Origin of the sequence: Microlunatus capsulatus (assembly GCF_017876495.1) — a bacterium.
In the GTDB taxonomy this organism is placed as follows: domain Bacteria; phylum Actinomycetota; class Actinomycetes; order Propionibacteriales; family Propionibacteriaceae; genus Microlunatus; species Microlunatus capsulatus.
Genome location: NZ_JAGIOB010000001.1, coordinates 2,780,861 through 2,804,364, shown reverse-complemented (window position 1 = coordinate 2,804,364; position 23,504 = coordinate 2,780,861). Strand labels below are relative to the sequence as shown.

The following is a 23,504-nucleotide window of genomic DNA, read 5'->3' as shown; positions in this document are numbered from 1 at the left end:
CCGGCCCCGGCGGGCGTCAGAGCCGGCCGAGGGTGCTGAGCAGGTGGGAGAGGAACGCGTCGGCGTCGACGGCGGTCGCCACCCGGCAGTTCGGGGCGGGGGCGTCGACGCCGTCCAGCAGGTCGGTGACCATGACCCCGCGGGCGGGGCCGTCGCCCGTGACCACCTGGACGTGCGCGTCGCGCCAGGTCACCAGCTCGGGCCGGGTCACGACGGCGACGGCCAGCGGGTCGTGCAGGGCGCACGAGTCCGCCTGCGCCGGGTCGCCCGGGTGCCGCGCGGCCTGGTGGTCGATCCAGGCGGCGGTCGACTCCCCGGCGAAGGCGCCGAAGCCCCCGCCGTCCTCGACCATCGCCCGCGCGTGCTCGCGGGTCAGCCGGACCTGCAGGGTGACGTCGAGCCCGACGAAGCGCAGCGGCGCCCCGCAGCGGAGGACCGCCTCGGCCGCCTCCGGGTCGCTCCAGATGTTGAACTCCCCCGGCATCCCCGTCGCGTGGGTCTGGCCGAGGAAGACCCCGCCCATGACGACGACCTCGCGGACGCTGCTCGCCAGCCGCCGGTCCAGCGACAGCGCGGCGGCCACGTTGGTGAGGGGGCCGACGGCGACGAGGGTGATCTCGCCGGGGTGCGCCAGGACGTGCTCGAGGAGCGCGACCGCCGCCGGTCCCGGGCGCGGGGCGCGGTGGCCGTAGGCGGACCGCGTCGCCTCCGGGGCGTCGCGGTGCCGGTCGGGCCGGGTGAGCGGGGCGGACGCGCCCCGGTGCACGGGCAGGTCCGGACGGCCCAGGCGCTCGGCCAGCTCCAGGGTGAGCAGGGTCGCGCTCTCGACGTCGGTGTTGCCGCTGACCGTGGTGACCAGGTCCAGCTGCAGGTCGGGGTCGGCGTGGGCCAGGGCGAGCGCGAAGCCGTCGTCGATGTCGGAGCCCGGGGCCCCCATCGCGAGGTCGGTGTCCAGGATGATGCGGGTCACGCGTGGTCTCCTCAGCGGGTCAGCAGGTCGCGGGTCAGGGGACCCGGGGCGGGGCGAACTCGTCGAACGCCTCGTGGCCCGCGCGCAGCGAGCCGTCCGCCTCGACGAAGTGCAGCCACTCCGGCGTGCCGACCGGGCCCCAGGCGTCCTGGTGCAGATCGGCCGCCAGGCTGTGGTGCAGCGCGTGCACGACGTGGCCGATGCCGCGGCGGCGCAGCTCGCCCAGGGTGTAGCGCATCACCTCCACGTGTTTGGCGTCGTCGCGGGCGCCCCAGACGGTCTCGTTGGCGACGAGCTCCTTGCCGGCCCGCCCGGCGAGCGCGACGCAGTCGTCGAGGAACCGCTCGAACCCGTCCTTCGTCTTGGTGTGCGGCTGGTTCCCGCTGCCGTTCCACATGTAGTACGGGTGGAAGCTGAGGATGTCGCTGATCGGCTCGGTCAGCGCCAGCGCGGTGAGGTTCGGGTAGTTGCCGACGGTCAGCGGCGCCCGCGCGCCGAGGTCCTTGCAGACCCGGTGGCACCAGGTCAGCCAGCTCAGCTCGGCCCGGCGGACGGGGCTCTCCTCGTCGTCGACGTAGCGGCCCATCAGGGGCTCGTTGCAGAGGTCCCAGGCGTAGATGCGCGGGTCGTCGACGTGCGCCCCGACCACGTCGGCCAGGTAGCGGTGGAAGATCCCCTGGACCGGGGCGGCGACGGGGTCGCCGGCGTCGGGGCGGGCGAAGAGGTCGTCCGCGCCCGTCCACGCGCTGTGGTGCGGGAGCAGGTGGTCCAGCGGCACGCCGCCGAAGTCGCAGACGGGGTCGCGCCACCGGTTGAAGAGCACCGGGATGACGAGGACGTCGTGCTGGGCGAAGACCCCCAACCCGGCCTCGAGGTTCGCCAGGAAGCGCTGCGGGTCGCGCTGGTGGGCCTCGTGCGAGAGCCACCACCGGGCGACGTTCCAGCCGGGGAAGTACCGCTTGCCGCGGGCGACCTCCACCGCCATCCGGCCGTGGTCGTGGTGCTGCCACAGGTCGAGGCCGCTGGTGCCCCAGGACCCGTCGTAGTTGAAGCCGTGGACGTCCTCGCTGCGCACGCGGCGCCCCTTCCTCGGTGGCTGGGACCGACGGGGGCCGGGGCGGGCTGTCGCCCGCCCCGGTGCCCGTCGGGTGGAACCGTCCCGGCTAGGAGCCGGCCAGCGACCCGCCGATGCCGCCGACGCTGAAGTACTTGTTCAGCGTCGCGAACAGGATGACCGGCGGCAGCATCATCATGACGGCGACGGCCATCACCAGGCCCCAGTTGGTCGCGTTCTGCTGGAAGAAGCTCTGCAGCCCCACGGGGAGCACGAAGTTCGTGTTCGACCGCAGGAAGACCAGGGCCACCAGGTAGTCGTTCCAGGCCAGCAGGAACGAGAAGATCGCCGTGGACAGGATGCCGGGGAGCGAGTTCCGGAGCACGACCTTCAAGAAGCCGCCGAAGACCGAGCAGCCGTCCATCCACGCGGCCTCCTCCAGGCTCACGGGGATGGAGTCGTAGTAGGCCGCCATCATCCAGATCGCCACCGACATGGTGGACCCGACGTAGATGATCATGATGCCGGTCAGGGTGTCCACCAGGCCGAACGCGGCGAACAGGATGAACAGCGGGATCACCGCGGTCACCACGGGCAGCGACTGGATCACGAACAGCACCAGCGAGAACCCGGAGATCAGGCGGCCCCGGCCCCGGGAGAGCACGTACCCGGCCGGCGCCGCCACCACGACCGACACGACGACCGTGACCAGGGTGACCGTCAGGCTGTTGCGGAGCCAGGTCAGGACGTCGGTCGCCCGGAAGATGGTGACGAAGTTCTCGAGCGTGAACCGCGACGTGCTCGTGCTCCCCAGCGCCGGCTGCAGGGCGAGGCCCACGACCGCGATGATCGGGATGAGCACGACGAGCGTGATCACCAGGATCGCGAGGAACCGCCACCAGCTGCCGCGCGACCCGGGCTCGGGCTTCGGCCTGGTCGGCGTGCCGACCCGGGGCTGCACCCCGGGCTCGGAGGAGATGGCTGCGGTGGTCACAGGATCTGCACCTTCCTGATCTGGCGGAACAGCACGACGGAGATGATGATCAGGACAAGCGTCATCAAGAAGGCGACCGCCACCCCCGGGCCGGTGTCGAAGTTCAGGAACACCGTGTTGTAGGCCAGCACGACCAGCGACTGCGTCGCGTTCACCGGGCCGCCGCCGGTCAGCAGGAAGATCGTGGTGAAGTCGTTCACGCAGAAGATCGTCATCAGGATCCAGCTGATGTAGGTCGACCGCGAAATCATCGGCAAGGTGATGTTCGTCAGCGTCTTCCACCGGCTCGCGCCGTCGACCCGGGACGCCTCGTAGACGTTGTTGTCCACCGACTCCAGGGCGGCGGCCATCATCATCATCATGAACGGGAAGCTGATCCAGACCTTGAAGACGCAGACGGTGATCTGCGCCAGCAGCGGGTTGGCCAGGAAGAGGACGTTGCCGAGCCCCAGCGACTGGGCCAGGACCGGGAACGGGCTCTGCGGGGTGGCGACCAGCCAGTTCCACGCCGTCGCCGAGACCACGACGGGAACCACCCAGGGCAGCAGCAGGAGCACGCGGAACAGCGTCTTCCCGGGGATCCTCGTCTTCAGCAGGATCGCCAGGGCGAGGCCCACGACCCAGCTGCCGAACACCCCGACCACGGTGAAGATCACGGTGAACCGCGCCGAGGCCCAGAACTCCGGGTCGGCCAGCACGTCGACGTAGTTCTCGATGCCGACGAAGTCACCGGCCGAGATCAGGCTGCCGTCCCGCAGGCTCTGGTAGGCGGCGTAGATCACGGGGTACAGGTTCAGCAGCACGAGCAGGACCAGCGACGGCACGGCGAAGGCGAACAACGTCCACGGGCTCGCCCCCGGCCGTCCCTTCACGCGCGGACCGCGCGACGACCCCGACCCGGCGCTGGCGACGCCTCTCCGGGCGCGGGTCAGGCTCTCTCCAGCGGTACGAGTCGACACGGGCTCACCTCCTCGGTGGCAGGGCGCCGGCCGCTCGGGGCCGGCGCCGCACGGTGCGCAGCCGGAGCTGCAGGATCAACGAGGGCGAGCACGTCAGGACTTCAGGTTGGCCTTGACCTCGTCCTGGAGCTTCGTCAGGGCGCTCTTCGCGTCCGTCTGCCCCCCCAGGATCGACTGGGTGAAGACGTTCATGGCCGGCGTGGCGTCGACCGTGGTCACGTTGAGGAAGTTGGCCGCGGTCCCGGGGGCGGCCCACGTCTTGGCGATGGGCTGCCACTCCTCGATGATGCGCACGTTGTTCTTGTTCTGCTGGAACTCCGAGGTGGCGGCGATCGACTTGAGCGGCGGCAGCCCGATGCCGGTGGCCTCGGTCCAGAGCGGGGCCATGTTCTGGTAGTAGTACGTGAGGAAGGCCTCGGTGCCCTTCTTGTTGGTGTTGTTCTCGTACATCATGATGTTGTTCGGGAAGTAGAGCGCGCCCTTCTTGCCCGACGGGGACGACAGCGGGCTGATGACCTGCAGGTCCTTCGCGATGGCGCCGCCGATGTTGGCCGAGAGGCCACCGGTGTCGTAGCCCATGGCGAACTTCTTGGCCTTCCACTGGCTCTGGACGTTGTCCGAGGTGTAGGTGGAGCTGGCCGGGTCGACGTAGCCCTTCGACACCATCTCGAGGACGAACTCCACGGCCTCGATGTTCTCCGGGGTCACGGCGTTGGGCTGCTGGTTCTCGTCGAAGAGGCCGCCGCCGTTGTTGATCATCCAGCAGACGATCGCGTGCTGGCCGGTGTAGGCGCCCGCGCCGGCACCGGTGCCGTAGCCGTAGATGTTGTTCTTCTTCAGCGCAGCCGCGGCGTCCAGGTAGGACTGCCAGTCCGTGGGGACCTCGGCGCCGTTCTCCTCCAGGAGCGCGGTGTTGGCCCAGATCACGCGCATGTCGAGGTTGTAGGGGATCGCCGCGTACCCCTTCTCCACCTTCAGCGTGTCGATGAGGCCCGGCAGGAAGTCGTCGTAGAGACCGTTCTCCTTCCAGGTGGCGTACAGGTCGTCGGCGTAGTGGATGCCGCCCTGGTCCTCGAACTGGAAGACCTGGGTGCCGCCGCCCGAGCTGACGGCCGGGTTCGTCTTGGAGGCGACGGCCGAGGCGAACGTCTGGTTGAAGTTGGCCCACTGGATGGTCTGGTACGTCACCGGGGGCAGGCCCTCGGCGGGCTTGTAGGCCTCGGTGATCTTCTGGTCGAGGGGGTTGAACGTCGTCTGCCCCCAGGGCATGTTCCAGAACTTCAGCGGCTCGGTGCTCCCGCCGCCGCCGGCGCCGCCACCACCCCCGCCCGAGCAGGCGGCCAGCACGGACGTGCTGGCGACGGCGGCCGCGGACAGCCCGAGGAAGTGACGACGGGACAAACCTGCATTGCTGACCATCTCTGGGCCCCTTTGCTCAGACGGTTCGTGCGTGGAGGGGGGCGCTCGGCGGCGGGCGGGAGGTCCCGGCCCCGGCTCGACCGGTCCTGAGGGGCCGGCGATCCGTCTGCTGCGTCACGGCCCCGGGTCGGCACCCTCGTGGCACCGACCGATGAGCTGTCGAGACTTTTCGCCCGTTCGCGAAAAACGTCCTGCGCAGCACAGTAGGACCACGATCGCAGCGGCGTCAACGACTTCGCCGAACTACTTGACAGCAGGCGGGCGACCCGCTTGCCTGGGGGCACCCCACCGGGTCGGACGCCGGAAGTCGTCGAAACTTTCGTCCCTGCTCGGTGCCGAGACGGCGACCGGTCCCCCCGGGAGCGACCCCCGCGAAGGAGCGGACAGTGAGCAGAGACGGCCGCGCCACCCTGGAGACGGTCGCCGTCGCCGCGGGCGTGTCGCAGGCCACCGTGTCCAAGGTGCTCAACGACCGCAAGGACGTCGCCGCCGCCACCCGGCTGCGCGTCCAGCGGGTGCTCGACCAGGTCGAGTACGTCCCGCCGCGGCGCACCCCGACCGCCGCCGACGCGACGGGACGCCGCACCGTCGAGCTGGTCTTCACCTCGCTGGACAGCTCCTACGCGGTGGAGATCCTGCGCGGGGTGAGCTCGAGCCCGGTGGACGTCGTCGTGTCCACGGTGGCCGACGCCGACGACCCGCGCCCGTGGTCCACCCGGCTCGCCGCCCGTGGTCGGTCCGGGGCCATCGTCGTCACGTCCACGCTGACCGCGGCGGACCAGCGGACGCTGGCCCGGGCCCGGATGCCCTACGTCCTCATCGACCCGGCCGCCGAGCTGCCGACGCCGGAGGTCGCAACGGTGGGCGCCACGAACTGGGCGGGCGGGCTGGCGGCCACCCGTCACCTGCTGGGGCTGGGCCACCGCCGGATCGGCGTGATCGGCGGACCCGTCGCCATGCTCTGCAGCCGCGCCCGCATCTCGGGCTACAGCGCGGCGCTGGCCTCGGCCGGCCTCGAGGTGGACCCCGCCCTGATCCGGCACGGCAGCTTCCACCACGACGGCGGGCACGACGCCGCCCTGGAGCTGCTCGCGCTGCCCGACCCGCCGACGGCGATCTTCGCCGGCAGCGACGAGCAGGCCTTCGGCGTGGCCGAGGCGGCACGGCTCACCGGTCGGCGCATCCCCGAGGACCTCAGCGTCGTCGGCTTCGACGACCTGCCGATCTCCCGGTGGTTCTCGCCCCCGCTCACCACGGTGCGGCAGCCGCTCGCCGAGATGGGCCGCACCGCGGCGGCCATGCTCTCGGCCGTGCTCGACGGCCGGGAGCCGCACGGCCGCCAGGTCGAGCTGGCCACCGAGCTCGTCGTCCGCTCCTCCACCGCGCCGCCCCCGGCGACCGCCGCGACGCCCGGGGCGGGGACGGGACGGGTCCGTGGCCGGCGCTGAGCCGACGGGGACCGCCGCCGAGCGCTGGCGCGCGGTCGTCCAGGACCCGCAGCTGCGCGCTGCCGTCGACCGGGTGGTGCCCGCCGACGACTGGCCCGCCGGCTGGGCGGGCGGGGTCGGGGACTACCTGGCCGAGGGCGGCACCGAGCAGGAGTGGGCCCTGGCGGGGCTCGAGCGGCTGGTCGCGGTGCTCGCCGGGCAGGACTTCGCCGCGGCGCCCCCCGCGGAGCAGGACCGCGTCCTGTCCGACCTCGGCGGGCGGCCGGGCCCCGACGCCGACCTCGCCGGCCTCCTGCGGCTGTGCTGGGAGGGCTACTACGCCACCCGGCGGAGCGCGGCCGACCGGGCGGACGACCCCGGCTGGCCGGCCGGGCTGGCGATGGTCGGCTTCCGCGACCTGCCCGAGGGCGTCACCCCGGTCGAGGCCCCGCTGCCCCCGGCCACGCCGGCCGCGCGGCTGCGGGCGCACTACGACGCCGTCGTCGTCGGGTCCGGCCCGGGCGGGGCGGTCGCGGCGCAGACCCTGGCCCGCGCGGGCCGCAGCGTGCTCGTCGTCGAGCGGGCCCGGCCGCTGAGCAACGCGGGGCTGCGGGGCGACCACCTGCACGGCAAGCGCAACGCCGTCTACCGTTCGGTGGCCGGTCCCGGCCCGCAGCACCCGCGGCTGGCGGTCCAGGAGGACGACGGCGGCGGGCTGGCGGAGCGGCTGGTGGACGGCGACGGCGACGCCTGGGCGTACGGGTTGAACGCCTACGCCTACGGCGGGGGCACCCGGCTCTGGCAGGGCATGGCGTGGCGGTTCTTCCCCGAGGACTTCGCGATGGCCAGCACCTACGGCAACCCCGCGGGGGCGACGCTGGCCGACTGGCCGCTCGGCTACGACGAGCTGGAGCCCTACTACAGCCGCGCCGAGCAGGAGCTCGGCGTCGCCGGGGAGGAGGGCGCGCTGACCGCCCGGACCCCGCGCTCGCTGGGCTACCCGATGCCCGCGATGGGCACCGAGCCCGCCCGGGAGCTGCTGGCCGGGGCGGCCGGGCGGCTCGGCTGGACCACCGGCGCCATCCCGCTGGCCATCAACAGCGTGCCCGCCGCCGGCCGGCCCGCCTGCGTGCGCTGCTCGTCGTGCGTCGGCCACGCCTGCCCGGTGGACGCGAAGAACGGCGCCCACAACACCTTCCTCCCCCGCGCGCTGGCCACCGGGAACACCGAGGTCGTCCTGGACGCCGAGGTGATCGCGGTCCACGACGGCCCGGCCGGGGCCTCGGTGGAGGTGATGACCGGCTGCTCGGGCGAGCCCGTGCTGCGGACCGTCCGCGCCGACGTCGTCGTCGTGGCCGCCGGCGCGGTGGAGTCGGCGCGGCTGCTGCTGGCCAGCGGGCTGGGCAACGACCACCTCGGCCGGCACCTGCACGACCACCGCTTCGTCAGCCTGCGCGGCGAGGTCGACCAGCCCGTGAAGAACGGCCTCGGCCCCGGGCACTCCGTCGCGACCCTCGACCACGTGCACGCCGGCACGATCCCCTGGGGCGGCGGTGTGCTCGTCGACCTGATGAGCGTGCTGCCCCTGACCTCGGCCACCGACCCGGGCGAGGGCGTCCCGCGCTGGGGCGCCGGCCACAAGCGGTGGATGCGGGAGGGCCGCCCGCACGCGTTCGGGGTGTTCGGGATGGGCCAGGAGGTCCCCAGCGAGACCTCGGCGGTCACCCTGGCCGGCGTCCTCGACCGGTGGGGGCGCCCGGGCGCCCGGCTGCGGAAGAGCGTGCACCCGGCCTCGCGCGAGGTCGAGGCGGGGATGGCCGCGCTGGGCACCCGCTGGCTGGAGGCCGCCGGGGCGCGGGGCGTCCGCCAGCAGCGGGGCGGCGCCACGGCGTCGGCGGCCGGCGAGCACTCCTGCGGCACCGCCCGGATGAGCGACGACCCGGCCACCGGGGCGACCGACCGCTTCGGCCGGCTGTGGGGTGCCCACCGCGTCGTCGTCTGCGACAGCTCGCTGCACCCGACGAACGGCAGCGTCAACCCCACCCTCACCATCGTGGCCAACGCGCTCCGCGTCGCCGAGCGGCTGGTCGACGACTGGCCCCGATGAGCCCTCTGCCCCCGGCGCCGACCACCGGCGCCGGCGACCCCGCGGTCCGCACCCCGGCCCGCGGTACGAACAGGACCACCACGAAAGGCGCTCGAGTGCCCACTGAACTGCACGTCGCGACCACCGGAGCCGACGACGGCGACGGCTCGGCCGACCGTCCGCTCCGCACCATCAACCGGGCCGCCGCGCTCGCCGTCGCCGGGGACACCGTCGTCGTGCACGGCGGTGAGTACCGGGAGTGGGTGCAGCCGCAGCGCGGCGGGCTCAGCGACCGGCGCCGGATCACCTACACCGCGGCCGCCGGCGAGCACGTGGTGGTCAAGGGCTCCGAGGTCGTCACCGGCTGGGAGCGGGTGGAGGACGGGGTCTGGCGCGCCGAGCTGGCGAACACCCTGTTCGGCTCCTTCAACCCGTTCGCCGAGGAGCTGGACGGCGACTGGGTCGTCTACGCCGACCAGTCGGTGCGCAAGAAGCACCTGGGCGAGGTGTACCTCGACGGGCAGAGCTCCTACGAGGTGGACTCGCTGGCGGAGGTCTCGGACCCGCCGCGGCGCACCGAGGTCGTCGACACCTGGACCGGGACGGTGGACCGGGTCCGCGACCCCGAGCAGACCCGGCGGGTCTGGTACGCCGAGGTGGGCCCGGAGCGGACGACCCTGTGGGTGCACTTCGGCGCGGCGGACCCGAACGCGTCGCTGGTGGAGATGAACGTCCGCCGGTCGGTGTTCTTCCCCACCGAGCACCACCTCGACTGGATCACCGTGCGCGGGTTCGAGCTGGCCCACGCGGCCACGCCGTGGGCGCCGCCGACCGCCGACCAGCCGGGCCTCATCGGCCCCAACTGGGCCAAGGGCTGGGTGATCGAGGACAACGTCATCCACGACGCCAAGTGCTCGGGCATCTCGCTGGGCAAGGAGCGCTCGACCGGCCACAACTACGCGACGACCCGCCGCGACAAGCCGGGCTACCAGTACCAGCTGGAGTCGGTCTTCTCCGCGCTGCAGATCGGCTGGGACCGCGAGCACGTCGGCTCCCACGTCGTGCGCCGCAACACGATCTACGACTGCGGCCAGACCGGTGTCGTCGGCCACCTGGGCTGCGTGTTCTCCACCATCGAGGACAACCACATCCACCACATCGCGCTCAAGCGCGAGTTCTACGGCTACGAGATCGCGGGCATCAAGCTGCACGCCGCGCTCGACGTCGTCATCCGGCACAACCGGATCCACGACTGCTCGCTGGGCACCTGGCTGGACTGGCAGACCCAGGGCACCCGGGTCACGCGGAACCTCTTCTACGCCAACCAGCGCGACCTGTTCGTCGAGGTCAGCCACGGCCCGCACCTGGTGGACCACAACGTCCTGGCGTCGCGGGTGTCGCTGGAGGTGCACAGCCAGGGCGGCGCCTTCGTCCACAACCTGGTCTGCGGCACGGTCTCGATCGACCCGATCGTGGAGCGCCCGACGCCGTACCACGTCCCGCACAGCACGCAGGTGGCCGGCTACGCGGCCATCACCGGCGGCGACGACCGCTACGTGGGCAACCTGTTCCTCGCCGACGACCCGGCCCTGGCCTACGCGCCGGGCTCGCGGCGACCGGGACGGCGCGAGGTGGGCTACGGCACGGCCGTCTACGACGGGCACCCGGCCTCCCTGGAGGACTACCTGGACCAGGTGTCCGACCCCACCAAGGGCGACCACGAGCGCTTCGCGCACGTCCAGCAGCCGGTCTACATCCGCGACAACGTGTACGCCCCCGGGGCGACCGCCTACGAGGCGGAGACGCGGGCCGCCCACCTGCCCGACGGCGACGCCGCCGCCCGGGTGGTCGAGGAGGGCGACGCGGTCTACCTGGAGACCACCCTGCCGGCCGGCTTCGACGACGTCCGGGTCGACGCCGTCCGCGGCACGGACCTCGAGCGGGTGCGCTTCGTCGACGCCGACTTCGAGGAGCCGGACGGCAGCCCGTCCCGGCTGGCGCAGGACCTCCTCGGCGCCGCCAAGGAGGCCGGGGGCCGCTACCCGGCCGGACCGCTGGCCGACCTCACCGCGGGGGTCGTGCGCACGCGGGTCTGGTGAGCCCGGGCGGAGGGGCGGCGCGGCCCTGACGGGCGCGCCGCCCCTCCGCCGCCGTCAGCCGGCCGCGAGCTGCGCGACCAGGGACTCCCGCACCTGGCAGCTCGCGAACGCGAACGAGTCGGCCAGCGCGTCCAGCTCGGAGTCGTCGAGCCCGCGGAGCAGCTCGGCGTACTCCTGCGCCATCGGCTCGGCGACGGCGATGTTGAGCAGCAGCCGGCGGACGAAGTGGAACCGGCCGAAGGGGTAGGGGTCGAAGTCCGGGAACTCGCGGGCGACGAGGTCCTGCACCGGCTGGGTCACCGCGCGCGGGCCGACCTCGTCGCTGCCCCACGCGTCGGCGGCCAGCCGGTCCTTCTTGGCCACGAACGGGTCGAACCGCGTCCGGTAGGGGGTGTCGGGCCGGACGCCGACCATGCCCTGGCGGCCCAGGTCCTTGTACATCCAGGACTGCCAGCTCGCCCCGTGGCGGGTGTAGATCTCCAGCTGGTCGGCCAGGATCTGGCGACGCTGGACGTCCCGGGCCTCGTCGCCCGTGTAGATCGGGGAGAACTCGCTGACCATGATCGGCGTCCCGGTCCGGCGGGCGTGCGCCGAGCGCTGCAGGAACTTCTCCTCCACCACGTCGCGGTCCACCCAGGTCCCGTCGGTGACGCCCGGGTAGGGCCCGCCCCGGCCGAAGCCGGAGGTCACGTAGTCGTGCAGGGCGTAGACCACGCCCTCCTGCGGCTCGCCGAAGAACTCGAACTCCGTCGAGTAGGTGTTGCCGTCCAGGAAGACCAGGTGGTGGGGGTCGACCGCGCGGACCGCGGCCAGCAGCCGGTCGTAGAACGGCCCGACGCGCTGCCGGGTGGCGTCCGCGGGCTCGTTCACCAGGTTGTAGCCGCTCACCCAGGGCTGGTCCTTGTAGCGGTCGGCGATGACCTCCCACAGGTGGACGACCCGGTCCTGGAAGTGCGGGTGGTCCCAGAACGTGTCGACGTGGGTCGGGTTGTCGGAGTGCCAGTCCTGGTTCTGGTAGCCGGGCAGGGCGTGCAGGTCGACCATCGTGTAGATCCCGTGCGCCGCCCCCAGCTCGACGGCCCGGTCCAGGTGCCGGAACCCGTCCTCGCGGACCTCGAAGGGCCGGGCGTCGTCCTCGAGGTGGCGGTAGCTGACGTTCACCCGGATCGCGTTGAAGCCGCGCTCGGCCAGGAAGGCGACGTCGGGCTCGGCGAAGAAGGCGGTCAGCAGCCGCTCGAAGAAGCGCTCCGCGCGGTCCTCGCCCAGCACCCGCCGGACCTGCGCCCGCATCGTCGACTCGTTCGCGGCGAAGCCGGTGACGAAGTTCTCCATCAGCAGCCAGCCGCCGATGTTGGGCCCGCGCAGCCGCACGACCTCCCCGGCCGCGTCGACGAGCTGGTCACCACGGGCGGACAGGAAGCGGTCGGGCACGGGCGGTCCTCTCGGGCGGGCGCTGGGGGCGTGCCGCCGACGCTACGCCGCTCGGGGCCGCTCAGCCGGTGAAGCGGACGACGAGGTCGCTCACCCAGGGGATGAACTCCCGGCCCTGCTGGACGGCGCGGGCCGCGGTGGCGAGCAGCGGGTACACCGCGACGACGAGGGCGAGCGCGAGAGCCGCCAGGGCCAGCGGCCAGGCGAGGGCCGCCCGACGGGTCAGCACCAGCCCCACCGCCAGCGCGAGGACGACGAGCAGGCCCAGCACGGTGACGGCGGCGATCCGGCCGGCCGGGACGTCGACGGCGCCGGCCACGGCCCCGTCGGCCGCCCCGATGGCGGTCCAGACCGGCAGCACCACGCCGACCAGGACGAGGACCAGGCCCAGGCCGGCCACCCCGAGGGCGGCGCGGACGGCGGGCGGGCGGGGGCGCAGGGCGCGGCGGGTGGTGCGGACGGTCACGGCGGTCTCCAGGAGGTGGGTGCGGGTACCTCCTCCAGACGCCACGACCGGCCGGGTCGTCACGCCCCGGACCGGGTCAGACCGGCTCGACGACGCTCAGGACGCTGATCTCGACGCTGCCGGGCACCAGCCCGTGCCCGACGACCAGGGCGACGAGCTGCGCCTGCAGCTCGGTCGCGGTGGCGCGGGCCTGGTGGTCGGCGCGGGTGGCCAGGTTGACGTCGACGTCCACCACGCGGCCGTGCGCCACCAGCTGCACGCCGTCGGGGCCGCCCGCCCGGCGCAGCGCCTGCACGGCGCCGGCCAGGGTCGGCTCCAGCCGGAGGACCCCGGGGTGGGCGGTGACGAGCGCGCCGACCTGCGTGCGCAGGGCGTCGACGACGTCCTCGCCGACCTCCAGCACCGTCGACCCGACGACCCGACGGCCCGGCTCCGGGCGGGACCCGCCCGCGGTCGCGCGCTCAGACACCGTGCACGTCCTCCACCTCGATGTCCACGCGGACCACGTTCATCCCGACCTCCCTGCTGACGACGTCGATCACGGCCCTCCTGAGCTCGCCGGACAGCGACGGGATGGACACGCCGCCGTCGATGCTCACGCGCAGCGCCACGCGCACGTCGGACGCCTCCCGGGGCGCCAGCTCGTCGACCACCGGGAGGGAGCCCGCCACGGGCGCGGAGTCGTCCACCAGCTCGACGCTGCAGCGCCGGACCTGGACGCCGCCGTGCCGGTCGCCGGTGCGGCGGACGACGGCCGCCACGGCCTGCTCGCTGATGGTGAGCGCCTCGCTCACCTGGCCGGGCAGCGGCTTGTTGAGGGGCAGCCGCCGGTTGCGCCGCACCTCGGAGCGGGCGACCTCGAGGATGCGCGCGATGACCAGCGGCCCGGCCTGGAGCTCCGGGTCCTCCTCGTCGTCGACCCGCAGCTTCGACGTCGCCCGTTCCAGCTCCTGCAGGCTCTCCCGGGCGGGGCCGCAGAACGGGCAGGAGAGCTCGTGCGGGGTCGCGGGGCGGGCGATGTTCTCCCACACCTCGTCGATGTCACGACCGCAGCCGAGCTGGGTCGAGGTGTTCACCGCCATGCGCTCATTCCTTCCGTGAGGTTCTGGCGAGCCCGGGCGAGACGGCCCCGGACGGTCGAGACGGGCAGGTTCATCGCGAACGCGATCTCCGTGTACGTCAGGTCGTGCAGCTCCCGCAGTACCCAGCAGGCGCGCTGCTCATCGGGCAGCTGCCGCAGGAAGGTGTCGAGGCCGCGCAGCTGCGCGGCGTACTGGGCCATCCTCGCCGGGTCGTCCGCGTCGTCGACGGGCAGGTCCCGCTCCAGCGCGTCGGCGTCGGTGGCGTCGGTCGCCCGCCGGGTGCGGGTCCGCAGCACGCTCAGGCAGCGGCGGGTGGCCAGCTGGTAGACCCAGCGCCGGAACGCGACGACGTCGGTGAGGGTGGGCAGCTTGCGCCAGACCAGCACCAGGCAGTCCTGGACGACGTCCTCGGCCTCGCCGCGGTCGCCCAGCATCCGGTAGGCCAGCCGGAAGACCGGTCCCTGGTAGCGCCGGACGATCAGCTCGAACGCCTCGAGGTCGCCGTCCTGGGCGCGGCCGACGACCGTGGCCTCCTCGAGGCCGTCCGGGTACGGCGGCGAGCCCGCGGAACCCTCGGTCCCGGCGGGCGAGCCCGACGTCTCGTCGTCGGGGCCCCCGGACGCGACGGCCTGCGCGTCGTCCACGCCGGCCTCGTCCACCCCCGCCACGTCAGCGGGGACCGTCTCGCGGTCCTCGATCTCCACCCGTGCTCCGTCCCCTCCTGACCCTGCCCCGGCCGGTCGACCGGGGCTGCTGCCGCGCGCTCAGGCCGGGCGGCGGTCCTCCGCGGCGCCGTCGCCGTCGACCACGACGACCTCGTCGGCGACGACGACCTGCTCGGCGACGACGACGCGCGGCGTGCCGCCGTCCCCGTCGGCCGGGCCGACGACGACCGTCGTGGCCGGCGTCTCGTCGAGGGTGGCGCTGTCCGCGGTGGCCGCGTCGACCGCCGGGGCCTCGTCGGCGTCCTCCACGGCTGCCGCGGCGGGCTCCTCAGGAAGGGGACCGGCCTCGGCCTCGGCCTCGGGCTCGTCGACGAGGGGCTCGGGCGCGGCCGGCGGGGGGACGTCGTCGTCGGGGTGGTGGACGTCGACGACGGTGACGTTGACCTCCAGCACCTCCAGACCGGTGGCGGCGGCGACGTCGCGGCCGACGGCCGTGCGCACCTGGTCGCCGACCTGCGGGGCCTGCGCGCCGTACTCCAGCACCAGGCTGACGTCGACGGCGGCCTGCTCGGCCCCCACCTCGACGCTGACGCCGCTGCCGTAGGAGGTGCGACCGCCGCGGACCCGGCCCATGGCCCGGACGAGGGTGCGGCCCGCGGGGCTGCCCACGGCGTGCACCCCGCCGACGCCGGCGGCCGCCAGGGCCGCGCTCTGCTGGGCGCGCGCGGCGGGCAAGGTCTCGGGGGTGGCGGCGCCGGCCAGCGGCAGCGGCGCGGCGCCGGCCGGGGTCTGGGCTGCGGGCGTCTCGCGGATGGTGTCGGTCACGACCGGGTCTCCTCGTGCGGGGTGGCGGGCCGGGCGGTCGCCCGGCCCACCGGGTGGGCGGGGATCAGCGCTTCTCTTCGAGCTTCAGCGCGACGCCGAGCGCCATGAAGGTGGGCGCCCAGTGGCCGATGAAGATGCCCCAGCGGTCCGACTGGCTCTTGTCGTCGCCGGTCTTGCCGCGGCTGATCAGCCACGAGCCCAGCGAGACGCCGATGGAGGCGAAGGCGCCGGCGTAGGCCCACTCGCTGCGCAGCCCGAGGCGGTGCAGCCGGTTGACGACCCCGTGCCCCTCCCGGACCTCGTCCACGGCGTCCTCGACGCGGTCGGACACGTGCGACGCCGCGCCCTCGACCTTCCGGCCGGCGTCGGAGGCCGCCCGGGAGGCGGAGCGGCGGGCGTCGTCGGCCCGGTCGCCCACCCGCTCGGCGGTGTCCTGCGCGCGGTCGGCGACGTCGTCGGCCAGCTGACGGGCCTTCGTGCCCGCGTCCTGCGCGGCGTCGGCGACCGCGTCGCCGAGGTCCTCGGCCTTGTCCTGGATGCCCATGCTGTGCTCCTCGTGCTGTGGTGGTGGTGACCGCGGACGGTCAGAGGGTGATGCGGTCGAGCCGCTTCTTGCCGGCGTCGATCTCCAGCTGGACGCCGAGCCGGCGAACCACCGTGTCCAGGGCCGTGCCCAGGTCGCGGACGGGGCCGAACTCGATCTGCTCGAGCAGCCGGGGGATGTCGGCCCGCTCCCCCGCCGTCACCTTGACGGTGAGGTCGGGGTTCTGCGCGTCGCCCCGGAGGACGGCCGCGGCGGACTGGACGCCCGGCAGGGCCTCGATCTGGGCCTCGACGGCGTCGGTGAGGACGTCGGGGGCGCAGCGGGTGAGGCCGTGCTCGGCCTCGTCGTCGAGCCGCAGCGGCTTGGCCGCGTTGGTGCGCGGCACCTGGGCGGCGAGCCAGGCCAGCCCCAGCAGGGCCAGCACGACGCCGACGACGGCGACGAGGACGACGACCCAGCCGGTCCCGAGGGCCGAGGCGGTGGCGCTGCCGGCGACCTTCGCGTCCGTGGCCGGACGGCTGAGGTCGAGGCCGGCCTGCCGGCCCAGCGGGGCCAGCTGGCCGGTGCTGACGAGGAGGCCGGCGGCCCCCGCGAGGACGAGCAGGACGCCGATGACGACGAGCCAGGCGCGGTTGAGCCCGGGGGCGTGCTGACGCATCAGATCTCCTTGGTTCGGACCGCGGCGGTGACCCGCGGCTGGGGCTGGACGGCGGCGGCCGTCAGTCCCTCGGTGACGGCGGCGACGACCCGGGCCCGGATGTGGTCGCGCTGCTCCGAGGTGGTGGTGACGTCGAGGTGGACCCGGCGGCTCGAGACCGACGCCGAGACGTCGTCGACCCCGTTGACGAGGTCGGCGCGGGCGGCGGCCAGGCGGGCGAGGGAGCGGTTCGAGATCACGTACTCGCGCTCGGCCACCACCCCGAGACCGCGGCTGGTGTCGAGCCGGGTGGAGGTGTGGGCCCCGGGCTTGACCCCGGCGACCACGAGGACGACCCCGAGCACCGCCACGACGGCGGATGCGGCGATGACGGCGGTGGAGCCCCAGGTCAGGCCGGCGACGGCGGACGCGGGCCCGGTCACCTGGCTGGCCCAGCTGCCCTGGACGAGCCGCGCGATGGCGGCGACGGCGGCCAGCACGCCGACGGCGAGCAGCACCACCGCGACGACCGACGCGGGGACGGTGCGGCTCGGGCGGCGGCGCAGGCTGCTCGAGCGGGCGTCGGACCTGCTCATCGGAGACCCTCCTGGGGGCGGTCGGTGTCGATGCCGGTGACGCTGAGGAACGCGACCTCGAGGTCGAGACGGTGCACGTCGACCCCGGTCAGCTCCTTGACGCGGCGGACGACGTGGGTGCGGAGCTCGTGGGTGGTGCGGCGGATGGACCCCGGGTAGGCGATGCCCACCGTGAGGGCCAGGTCCGCGTGGTCACCGGACAGGTCGACGTCGACGTCCGGGCGCGCGGCCCGGTCGACGTGGGAGCCGATGCCGAGCACGCCGCCGGAGCGGCCGTGGACGGCGCCGACCTCGGCGGCCGCCTGCCCGGCGATCTTCTCGACCACCTTGTCGGCGAGCACCAGACGGCCGCGACGAGCGGGGTCGGCCCGGTCGGTGCGGGAGGCCGGGGGTGCGGCGACCTCGGTGCTCATCGCTTCTCGGTCGCGCGACCGATCAGGCTCTGGACGTCGAGCTTGCCGTCCAGGGCGCGGCCGATGAGCAGGCCGATCGCCCCGAACACCAGGACGATCATGAACGAGCCGAAGGTGCCGAAGGCGGCGGTGAGGCCGAGGACAAGGCCCACGAAGAGGGCGGTGGTGCTGCGGGACAACGTCGGATCCTTTCAGGAGGGGTGGACGGGGAGAGGGGCCGCCGGCCCGGCCCGGCCCGCAGGCCGGGTCCGGGCAGCGGCGGGGCTCAGCGGAGCGGGTCGCTCGAGGAGCCGGCGTCGTCGGCGTCGTCCTCGGGGAGGTGGACGTCGGTGACGTTGACGTCGACGGAGACGACGTCGAGGCCGGTCCCGTACTCGACGGCGGAGATGACGTTCTCGCGGATCTGGTCGCTCACCGTGACGATGGAGACGCCGTACTCGACGACGACCGAGATGTCGATGGCGGTCTCCCGCTCACCCTTCTCGACCGAGACGCCACCGGAGACGCTGGGCTGGGTGCTGCCGGGGATGCGCTGGGCGAGGTTGCCGATGGCGCGGCGGGCCGCGTTCCCCATCGCGTAGACCCCGGACACCTCGCGGGCGGCGATGCCGGCGATCTTGGCCACGACGCCGTCGGCGATCGTGGTGTCGCCGTGCTCGGTGTGGAGGGCGTCGAGCTGCTTGGGCTCGGCCTTCTCCGCGTTCTTCGCGGCCTGGGCCTCGGCCTGGCGACGCTCTTCACCCGTGGCGGGCACAACGGACTGCGACATGCGAACTCCTTCAGAGTGTGTGAACTGCTGTCACAGAGGAGGACGCCGGTCACCCGGCAGGTGTCACACGTCTTCTCCCGCAGAAGGTGTGATGTGGGACACCTGTGCCCGGGGGCGTGGGCGCGGCAGAGCGGTCGCTCGCGCCGGAGCGGCCAGCTGCAGGGAGGCCGCCGGAGGAGCTGCTAGGCGTGCGCCGCCCGGTAGCGGTCCAGCACGTCGGAGGAGATCCGGCCGTGCGGGGCGACCGGGAGGCCCTGGGCCTGCGCCCACGCGCGGACGGCGGGCGCCCGCGTCGGGGCGGCCGGCGGCGCGGGCGGCGCGACCTCGGTGGCGTGCCGGGCGTACCGCGCGAACACCGCCCGGAGCCCCTCGGCGTGGTCGGGGCTGAGGTCGATCTCGTAGCTGCGCCCGTCGAAGGCGAACTGCAGGGGCGGGCTGTCCTCGGCGAGCAGCGAGCCGTCCAGGTCGTCGTGGACCTCGGTGAACGCGCGCTTCATGCTCGACCTCCCATTGGACTGATTGGTCTGATTGAACCACCGCGCGGGCGGCGGGCGGGAGGACACGCGGGAAGCCGGGACGCGGCGCCGGGCTGCGGCCGGGACGGCGGGCGGAGGAGACGGACCGCTTCGACGTGGGGTCGCCGTTGAGCCTGTGGATATCCTGAGACCTCCTCCAACGGAATGAGACCCAGACATGATCGAGTTCCGCGCGGTGACCAAACGGTTCGCCGACGACACGGTGGCCGTGGAGGACTTCAGCTTCGTGCTGCCCTCGCACAAGACGACCGTCCTGGTCGGCTCGTCGGGCTGCGGCAAGACCACGCTGCTGCGGATGATCAACCGGATGATCGAGCCCACCTCCGGGCAGGTGCTGATCGACGACGTCGACGTGGCCACCCAGGACAAGGTGGAGCTCCGACGCAGCATCGGCTACGTGCTGCAGTCCTCCGGGCTGCTGCCGCACCGCAAGGTGCTCGACAACGTGGCCACCGTCCCCGTCCTCAAAGGCGTCCCGAAGGCCGAGGCCCGCGAACGCGGCCTGGAGCTGCTCGACAAGGTGGGGCTGGACCGCGCGCTGGCCGGCCGCTACCCGCGGCAGCTCTCCGGCGGCCAGCAGCAGCGGGTGGGCGTGGCGCGCGCGCTGGCCAGCGACCCGAACATCCTGCTGATGGACGAGCCGTTCGGCGCCGTCGACCCCATCGTGCGCGCCGACCTGCAGGTCGAGCTCAACCGGCTGCAGCGCGAGCTGGGCAAGACGATCATCTTCGTCACCCACGACATCGAGGAGGCGTTCACCCTCGCCGACCAGGTGATCATCTTCAAGAAGGGCGGTGTGATCGCCCAGGCCGGCACCCCGGCCGAGATCCTCGCCGACCCGGCGGACGACTTCGTGGCCAGCTTCATCGGGGCCGACAAGGGCGGCCGGGACCTGTTCCTGCAGCAACGCGAGGGCGACCGCGGGATCACCCTGGTGGTGGACGGCGGCGGCCGCCCCGTCGGCGTGCTCGAGCCCGGCGAGGCGCCCCACCAGCCGACGGACCTGCGATGAGGTGGACGCTCTCCAACCTCGACCTGATCGCCGAGCTGACCCTCAACCACGTGCGGCTGTCGGTCATCCCGATCATCGTCAGCTTCGTGCTGTCCATCCCGCTGGGCTGGCTGGCCAACCGCAACGCGGTGCTGCGCTCGGTGGTGATCACCGGCGGCAGCCTGCTGTTCACGATCCCGTCGCTGCCGCTGTTCGTGATCCTGCCGTTGATCATCCCCACCCGGGTGCTGGACGAGACCAACCTCGTGGTGGCGCTGAGCATCTACGGCGTGGCGATCATGGCCCGCTCGGCCTCGGACGCGCTGGCCTCGGTCGAGGCACCCACGCTGGACGCGTCCACCGCGATCGGCTTCTCACCGGCGGCGCGCTTCTTCCGGGTCGAGCTGCCGCTGGCCGGTCCGGTGCTGCTGGCCGGCATCCGGGTCGTGTCGGTCAGCACGATCGCCCTCGTCTCCGTCGGGGTGATCATCGGCTCGCGGAACCTCGGGTACCTGTTCCAGAACGGCAAGCAGCGCGGCATCTTCGAGGAGGTCGTCGTCGGCATCCTGATCAGCCTGGTGCTGGCCCTGCTGTTCGACCTCGTCATCGTGGGCCTCGGCAAGCTCGCGATGCCCTGGAACCAGGCCACCCCGGGACGGCGACGCCGACCCGCCCCCACGGCGCTGCCGCGGGACACCGAGGCCCCGGTCCTGAGCGGAGCCTCCCGGTGAGCCTCCTGCTGAGCGCCCTGCGCTGGCTGTTCGACCCGGCCAACTGGGTGAGCGGCAGCCAGAGCCCGCTGCCGATCCAGGACCGGCTGCTCGAGCACCTGGCCTACACCGCCATCGCCGTCGTCATCGCCGCCCTGATCGCCCTGCCGCTCGGGTTCTACATCGGCCACACCGGCAAGGGCCGGCAGTTCGTCATCGGCTTCACCGGCGCCATGCGGGCGCTGCCGACGCTGGGGCTGCTGTTCTTCCTGCTCATGGTGTTCGGGTACGTCATGTCCTACTCCACCGCACCTCTGGTGGGGGCGACGATCGCGTTCGTCATCCTTGCCATCCCCTCGATGCTGGCGGGGGCCTACTCCGGGCTCGAGTCGGTCGACCGGGCGACCATCGACGCCGCGCGCGCCAACGGGATGACGGAGTGGCAGATCCTCACCCAGGTGGAGATCCCGCTCGGTCTGCCGCTGATCGTCGGCGGCCTCCGGGCGGCGGTGCTCCAGGTCATCGCCACGGTGACGATCGCCTCCTACGCCGGGCTCGGCGGGCTCGGCCGGATCATCACCAGCGGCATCGGGCTCAACGACTACGATCTGATCCTGGGTGGTGCCCTCCTGGTCACCGCCCTGGCCCTCGGCGTCGACGGCCTGTTCGCGCTCGCGCAGCGGGCCACGGCCACCCGCGGCCTCACCGACAGCACGACGGCACCACACCGCAGCTCGGCCAGCCGGTCATCGCGACCGCCCACGCGTGAGAACGCGTGAGACGAAGGGAACCACCCTCATGTCCAGCACCACCCGTCTCCTCCGGATAGGCGCCGCGACCCTCGCGCTCGGCCTGGCCACCACGCTGAGCGCCTGCGGGTCCAGCGACCCCACCGCCGCCCCGTCGGCCTCCGGCGGCGGCCAGACCGTCGTCGTCGGCTCGTTCGCGTTCCCCGAGAGCGAGATCCTCGGCGAGATCTACGCCCAGGCCCTGGAGGCCAAGGGCGTCACGGTGCAGAAGAAGTTCAACATCGGACCGCGCCAGCAGACGATCCCCGCCCTGAAGGACGGGTCGATCAACCTCATCCCGGAGTACAACGGCAACCTGCTGGCCTACTACGACACGAAGTACACCGAGCGCACCACCGCCGACGTCGACGGCGCCCTGCCCGACGCCGTGGCCGCCGACAAGCTGCGGGTGCTGAACTCGTCCGCGGCCGAGGACAAGGACGCCTACGTGGTCACCCGCGCCACCGCGGACAAGGGCCTGACCTCGATCGGCGACCTGTCCAAGATCGTGCCGTTCAAGCTGGGCTCCAACCCGCAGTTCGGCGAGCTGGGCTACGGCATCCCCGGGCTGAAGAGCGTCTACAAGGTGGGCACGAACAAGGGCGACGTCGACTTCGTCCCGATCGAGGACTTCGGCGGCCCCGACACCGTCAAGGCCCTGGTCGACGACACCGTCCAGGTGGCCGACATCTACACGACCTCGCCGGCCATCAAGTCCGAGGACCTGGTCGTGCTGGAGGACCCGGAGAGCATGATCTCGGCCCAGAACGTCCTCCCGCTCGTGTCGGAGGCCGTCTACACCGACCAGCTCGCCGAGACCCTCAACGGCGTCTCGGCCCAGCTCACCACCGACGACCTCATCTCGCTGCGCGACCGGGTCGAGGGCGACGAGAAGGCCTCGGCCGAGACGGCCGCGAAGGAGTGGCTGGCCCAGAAGGGCCTCGCCTGAGCTTGCCCGGGCGGCCCGCCCAGCCGTTCTGACCCCGCCGTCGGCCACCCCTGGATGGCCGACGGCGGCGCTCCGGGGCGAGCCGCCCGCAGGCGTTCACCGCGCGCTGCAGTGGTCAGCATCCGCGCGGTGACCCAGCACCAGGGAGCCCGGAGCGGCGGAGCGGTGCTGAGGCCTCACGACGCCGGGGCCGGGGATGGCTAGAGTCCGGTCCGTGCACACCTCCCGCAGGTCCTGGTCCACCGCAGCGGTCCTCCTGCTGCTCGGGGCGGTCGCCGGCGCGGGGGCGGTGCGCGAGCACTGGCTGGACTGCCGCGGGTCCATGTTGAGCGGCTCCATCCTGCGCGGGTACGCGTACGGGCCGGACTTCAGCGAGGCCTGCCTGGAGACGATGGACCGGGGCGGGTTCGCCTTCGTCTGGCCCAGCGGCGAGGACCCGTGGGGGACCGAGTCCCTGCTCGGCATGGTCTGCGCCTTGCTGTGGACGCTGTCCTGGGTCGCCGTCCTGGCGGCAGCGGGTTGGTCCCGCGGGACCCGTGTGGTGGCTGGCATCCCGGCCGTGCTGACCGCGGGCGTGGCCCTGGGAAACCTCCTGTCCGTGCGCAGCGACGCCTTGGACGTCGGCTTCCGCCTGTTGCTGTTCGCCGTGGACCTGAGCGCCGTCGTCGCGTTCGTGGTGATCGCCGCTCGAGAGCGGCTCAGCGTTCGGACGCTGTCGCGGGTCGCGTTCGTGCTGGCCGGCTCGACCGCGGTCGGCCAGTTCCCGTCGATCCTGGACTACGCGTTCATGGTGACCGTCTTCAGCGACGCGAACTGGGACGTCCCGCCGGGAGCCGGCTACCCCACCGTCGTCGCCGTCGGCGTGCTGGGCGCTGCGGTCCTCCTGATGACCGCTCTCCCGCCCGCCCGCGCACGGCGCCCGGCCGACCGACCGGTCCACGCGGATCTCCACGCCTGACTCCGGGGCTGTCCGGCCTCGTCGCTCAGGGGCCCGCACGCCTCCGCACGAGGGTCGGCCGCACGACGGTCGTCCACTGACGTGCTCCGCACGAGGGTCGTCCACTGACCCGGGCCGGATGGCGCCGAACCAGAGA

Annotated in this window: 26 protein-coding genes; 8 read left to right on the top strand and 18 right to left on the bottom strand. The window is 73.2% G+C overall.

From position 1 onward, the window contains the following. Positions 1 to 16: 16 nt before the first annotated feature. From JOF54_RS12975 to JOF54_RS12955, 5 genes are all read right to left on the bottom strand, one after another. A complete protein-coding gene (locus tag JOF54_RS12975; RefSeq protein ID WP_210056429.1) occupies positions 17 to 970 on the bottom strand; it encodes a nucleoside hydrolase in 954 nt (317 codons plus the stop codon). A gap of 34 nt (positions 971 to 1,004) precedes the next feature. After that, positions 1,005 to 2,045 carry a glycoside hydrolase 5 family protein gene (locus JOF54_RS12970; RefSeq protein ID WP_210056427.1) on the bottom strand — a complete coding sequence of 347 codons (1,041 nt, stop codon included), beginning with the start codon at positions 2,043 to 2,045 and terminating at the stop codon, positions 1,005 to 1,007. Positions 2,046 to 2,133: 88 nt separating this feature from the next. Then, complete coding sequence (locus JOF54_RS21045) at positions 2,134 to 3,018, bottom strand: carbohydrate ABC transporter permease (protein ID WP_210056425.1); 885 nt, start codon at positions 3,016 to 3,018, stop codon at positions 2,134 to 2,136. Next, entirely contained in the window at positions 3,015 to 3,890 is an 876-nt protein-coding gene (locus JOF54_RS12960; protein ID WP_210056423.1) for a carbohydrate ABC transporter permease, read from the bottom strand. Before JOF54_RS12960 ends, JOF54_RS21045 begins: the two co-directional genes overlap by 4 nt. A 180-nt stretch (positions 3,891 to 4,070) precedes the next feature. Next, the gene (locus JOF54_RS12955; RefSeq protein WP_210056421.1) at positions 4,071 to 5,396 is read right to left on the bottom strand and encodes an ABC transporter substrate-binding protein; all 1,326 of its coding nucleotides are present in this window, start codon (positions 5,394 to 5,396) and stop codon (positions 4,071 to 4,073) included. A 386-nt stretch (positions 5,397 to 5,782) separates the two neighbouring features. Here JOF54_RS12955 and JOF54_RS12950 point away from each other — a divergent pair, with 386 nt between their 5' ends. The 3 genes from JOF54_RS12950 (at position 5,783) to JOF54_RS12940 (ending at position 11,008) form a co-directional block, all read left to right on the top strand. Further along, positions 5,783 to 6,844, top strand: a complete 1,062-nt coding sequence (locus tag JOF54_RS12950) for a LacI family DNA-binding transcriptional regulator (RefSeq protein WP_210056412.1) — start codon at positions 5,783 to 5,785, stop codon at positions 6,842 to 6,844. Beyond that, positions 6,831 to 8,930 (top strand): GMC oxidoreductase, encoded by a 2,100-nt coding sequence (locus JOF54_RS12945; RefSeq protein ID WP_210056404.1) that lies wholly within the window; start codon positions 6,831 to 6,833, stop codon positions 8,928 to 8,930. Before JOF54_RS12950 ends, JOF54_RS12945 begins: the two co-directional genes overlap by 14 nt. Before the next feature lie 95 nt (positions 8,931 to 9,025). After that, entirely contained in the window at positions 9,026 to 11,008 is a 1,983-nt protein-coding gene (locus JOF54_RS12940; RefSeq protein ID WP_307804128.1) for a right-handed parallel beta-helix repeat-containing protein, read from the top strand. A 54-nt stretch (positions 11,009 to 11,062) separates the two neighbouring features. On the opposite strand, the gene JOF54_RS12935 is transcribed toward JOF54_RS12940, so the two are convergent. The 13 genes from JOF54_RS12935 to JOF54_RS12875 form a co-directional block, all read right to left on the bottom strand. Further along, entirely contained in the window at positions 11,063 to 12,439 is a 1,377-nt protein-coding gene (locus JOF54_RS12935; protein WP_307804127.1) for a glycoside hydrolase family 5 protein, read from the bottom strand. A 61-nt stretch (positions 12,440 to 12,500) separates the two neighbouring features. Next, positions 12,501 to 12,905, bottom strand: a complete 405-nt coding sequence (locus JOF54_RS12930; protein WP_210056399.1) for a hypothetical protein — start codon at positions 12,903 to 12,905, stop codon at positions 12,501 to 12,503. 76 nt (positions 12,906 to 12,981) lie between these two features. After that, positions 12,982 to 13,374, bottom strand: a complete 393-nt coding sequence (locus JOF54_RS12925) for a hypothetical protein (RefSeq protein WP_210056397.1) — start codon at positions 13,372 to 13,374, stop codon at positions 12,982 to 12,984. Then, entirely contained in the window at positions 13,367 to 13,987 is a 621-nt protein-coding gene (locus tag JOF54_RS12920) for an Asp23/Gls24 family envelope stress response protein (RefSeq protein WP_210056394.1), read from the bottom strand. Before JOF54_RS12920 ends, JOF54_RS12925 begins: the two co-directional genes overlap by 8 nt. Then, positions 13,978 to 14,691: an RNA polymerase sigma factor gene (locus JOF54_RS12915; protein WP_210056392.1), complete on the bottom strand. Its 714-nt coding sequence runs from the start codon at positions 14,689 to 14,691 to the stop codon at positions 13,978 to 13,980. The genes JOF54_RS12920 and JOF54_RS12915 overlap by 10 nt, the downstream gene beginning before the upstream one ends. Positions 14,692 to 14,751: 60 nt before the next feature. Then, the gene (locus JOF54_RS12910) at positions 14,752 to 15,477 is read right to left on the bottom strand and encodes an Asp23/Gls24 family envelope stress response protein (RefSeq protein WP_210056390.1); all 726 of its coding nucleotides are present in this window, start codon (positions 15,475 to 15,477) and stop codon (positions 14,752 to 14,754) included. A gap of 64 nt (positions 15,478 to 15,541) precedes the next feature. Then, complete coding sequence (locus JOF54_RS12905; protein WP_210056388.1) at positions 15,542 to 16,021, bottom strand: hypothetical protein; 480 nt, start codon at positions 16,019 to 16,021, stop codon at positions 15,542 to 15,544. 40 nt (positions 16,022 to 16,061) lie between these two features. Continuing rightward, positions 16,062 to 16,679: a hypothetical protein gene (locus JOF54_RS12900; RefSeq protein ID WP_210056386.1), complete on the bottom strand. Its 618-nt coding sequence runs from the start codon at positions 16,677 to 16,679 to the stop codon at positions 16,062 to 16,064. Further along, on the bottom strand, positions 16,679 to 17,254 hold the full coding sequence (locus JOF54_RS12895) for a DUF6286 domain-containing protein (RefSeq protein ID WP_210056384.1): 576 nt from the start codon (positions 17,252 to 17,254) through the stop codon (positions 16,679 to 16,681). Before JOF54_RS12895 ends, JOF54_RS12900 begins: the two co-directional genes overlap by 1 nt. After that, complete coding sequence (locus JOF54_RS12890; protein ID WP_210056382.1) at positions 17,251 to 17,667, bottom strand: Asp23/Gls24 family envelope stress response protein; 417 nt, start codon at positions 17,665 to 17,667, stop codon at positions 17,251 to 17,253. Before JOF54_RS12890 ends, JOF54_RS12895 begins: the two co-directional genes overlap by 4 nt. Next, positions 17,664 to 17,846, bottom strand: coding sequence for a hypothetical protein (locus JOF54_RS12885; protein ID WP_210056380.1), 183 nt, complete (start codon positions 17,844 to 17,846; stop codon positions 17,664 to 17,666). Before JOF54_RS12885 ends, JOF54_RS12890 begins: the two co-directional genes overlap by 4 nt. Before the next feature lie 86 nt (positions 17,847 to 17,932). Beyond that, positions 17,933 to 18,436 (bottom strand): Asp23/Gls24 family envelope stress response protein, encoded by a 504-nt coding sequence (locus JOF54_RS12880; protein ID WP_210056378.1) that lies wholly within the window; start codon positions 18,434 to 18,436, stop codon positions 17,933 to 17,935. Positions 18,437 to 18,618: 182 nt separating this feature from the next. Further along, on the bottom strand, positions 18,619 to 18,933 hold the full coding sequence (locus JOF54_RS12875; RefSeq protein ID WP_210056376.1) for a histone-like nucleoid-structuring protein Lsr2: 315 nt from the start codon (positions 18,931 to 18,933) through the stop codon (positions 18,619 to 18,621). A gap of 196 nt (positions 18,934 to 19,129) precedes the next feature. On the opposite strand from JOF54_RS12875, the gene JOF54_RS12870 reads away from it, so the two are divergent. The 5 genes from JOF54_RS12870 to JOF54_RS12850 all read left to right on the top strand — a co-directional run bounded on the left by JOF54_RS12870 (position 19,130) and on the right by JOF54_RS12850 (position 23,368). Next, positions 19,130 to 19,984: an ABC transporter ATP-binding protein gene (locus JOF54_RS12870; protein ID WP_210056374.1), complete on the top strand. Its 855-nt coding sequence runs from the start codon at positions 19,130 to 19,132 to the stop codon at positions 19,982 to 19,984. Next, positions 19,981 to 20,694 (top strand): ABC transporter permease, encoded by a 714-nt coding sequence (locus tag JOF54_RS12865; protein WP_210056364.1) that lies wholly within the window; start codon positions 19,981 to 19,983, stop codon positions 20,692 to 20,694. The genes JOF54_RS12870 and JOF54_RS12865 overlap by 4 nt, the downstream gene beginning before the upstream one ends. Next, positions 20,691 to 21,452 (top strand): ABC transporter permease, encoded by a 762-nt coding sequence (locus tag JOF54_RS12860; protein ID WP_210056362.1) that lies wholly within the window; start codon positions 20,691 to 20,693, stop codon positions 21,450 to 21,452. Before JOF54_RS12865 ends, JOF54_RS12860 begins: the two co-directional genes overlap by 4 nt. A 19-nt stretch (positions 21,453 to 21,471) precedes the next feature. Further along, positions 21,472 to 22,410: an ABC transporter substrate-binding protein gene (locus tag JOF54_RS12855; RefSeq protein WP_210056359.1), complete on the top strand. Its 939-nt coding sequence runs from the start codon at positions 21,472 to 21,474 to the stop codon at positions 22,408 to 22,410. A 214-nt stretch (positions 22,411 to 22,624) separates the two neighbouring features. Continuing rightward, the gene (locus tag JOF54_RS12850) at positions 22,625 to 23,368 is read left to right on the top strand and encodes a hypothetical protein (protein ID WP_210056357.1); all 744 of its coding nucleotides are present in this window, start codon (positions 22,625 to 22,627) and stop codon (positions 23,366 to 23,368) included. The last annotated feature ends 136 nt before the right edge of the window (positions 23,369 to 23,504 follow it).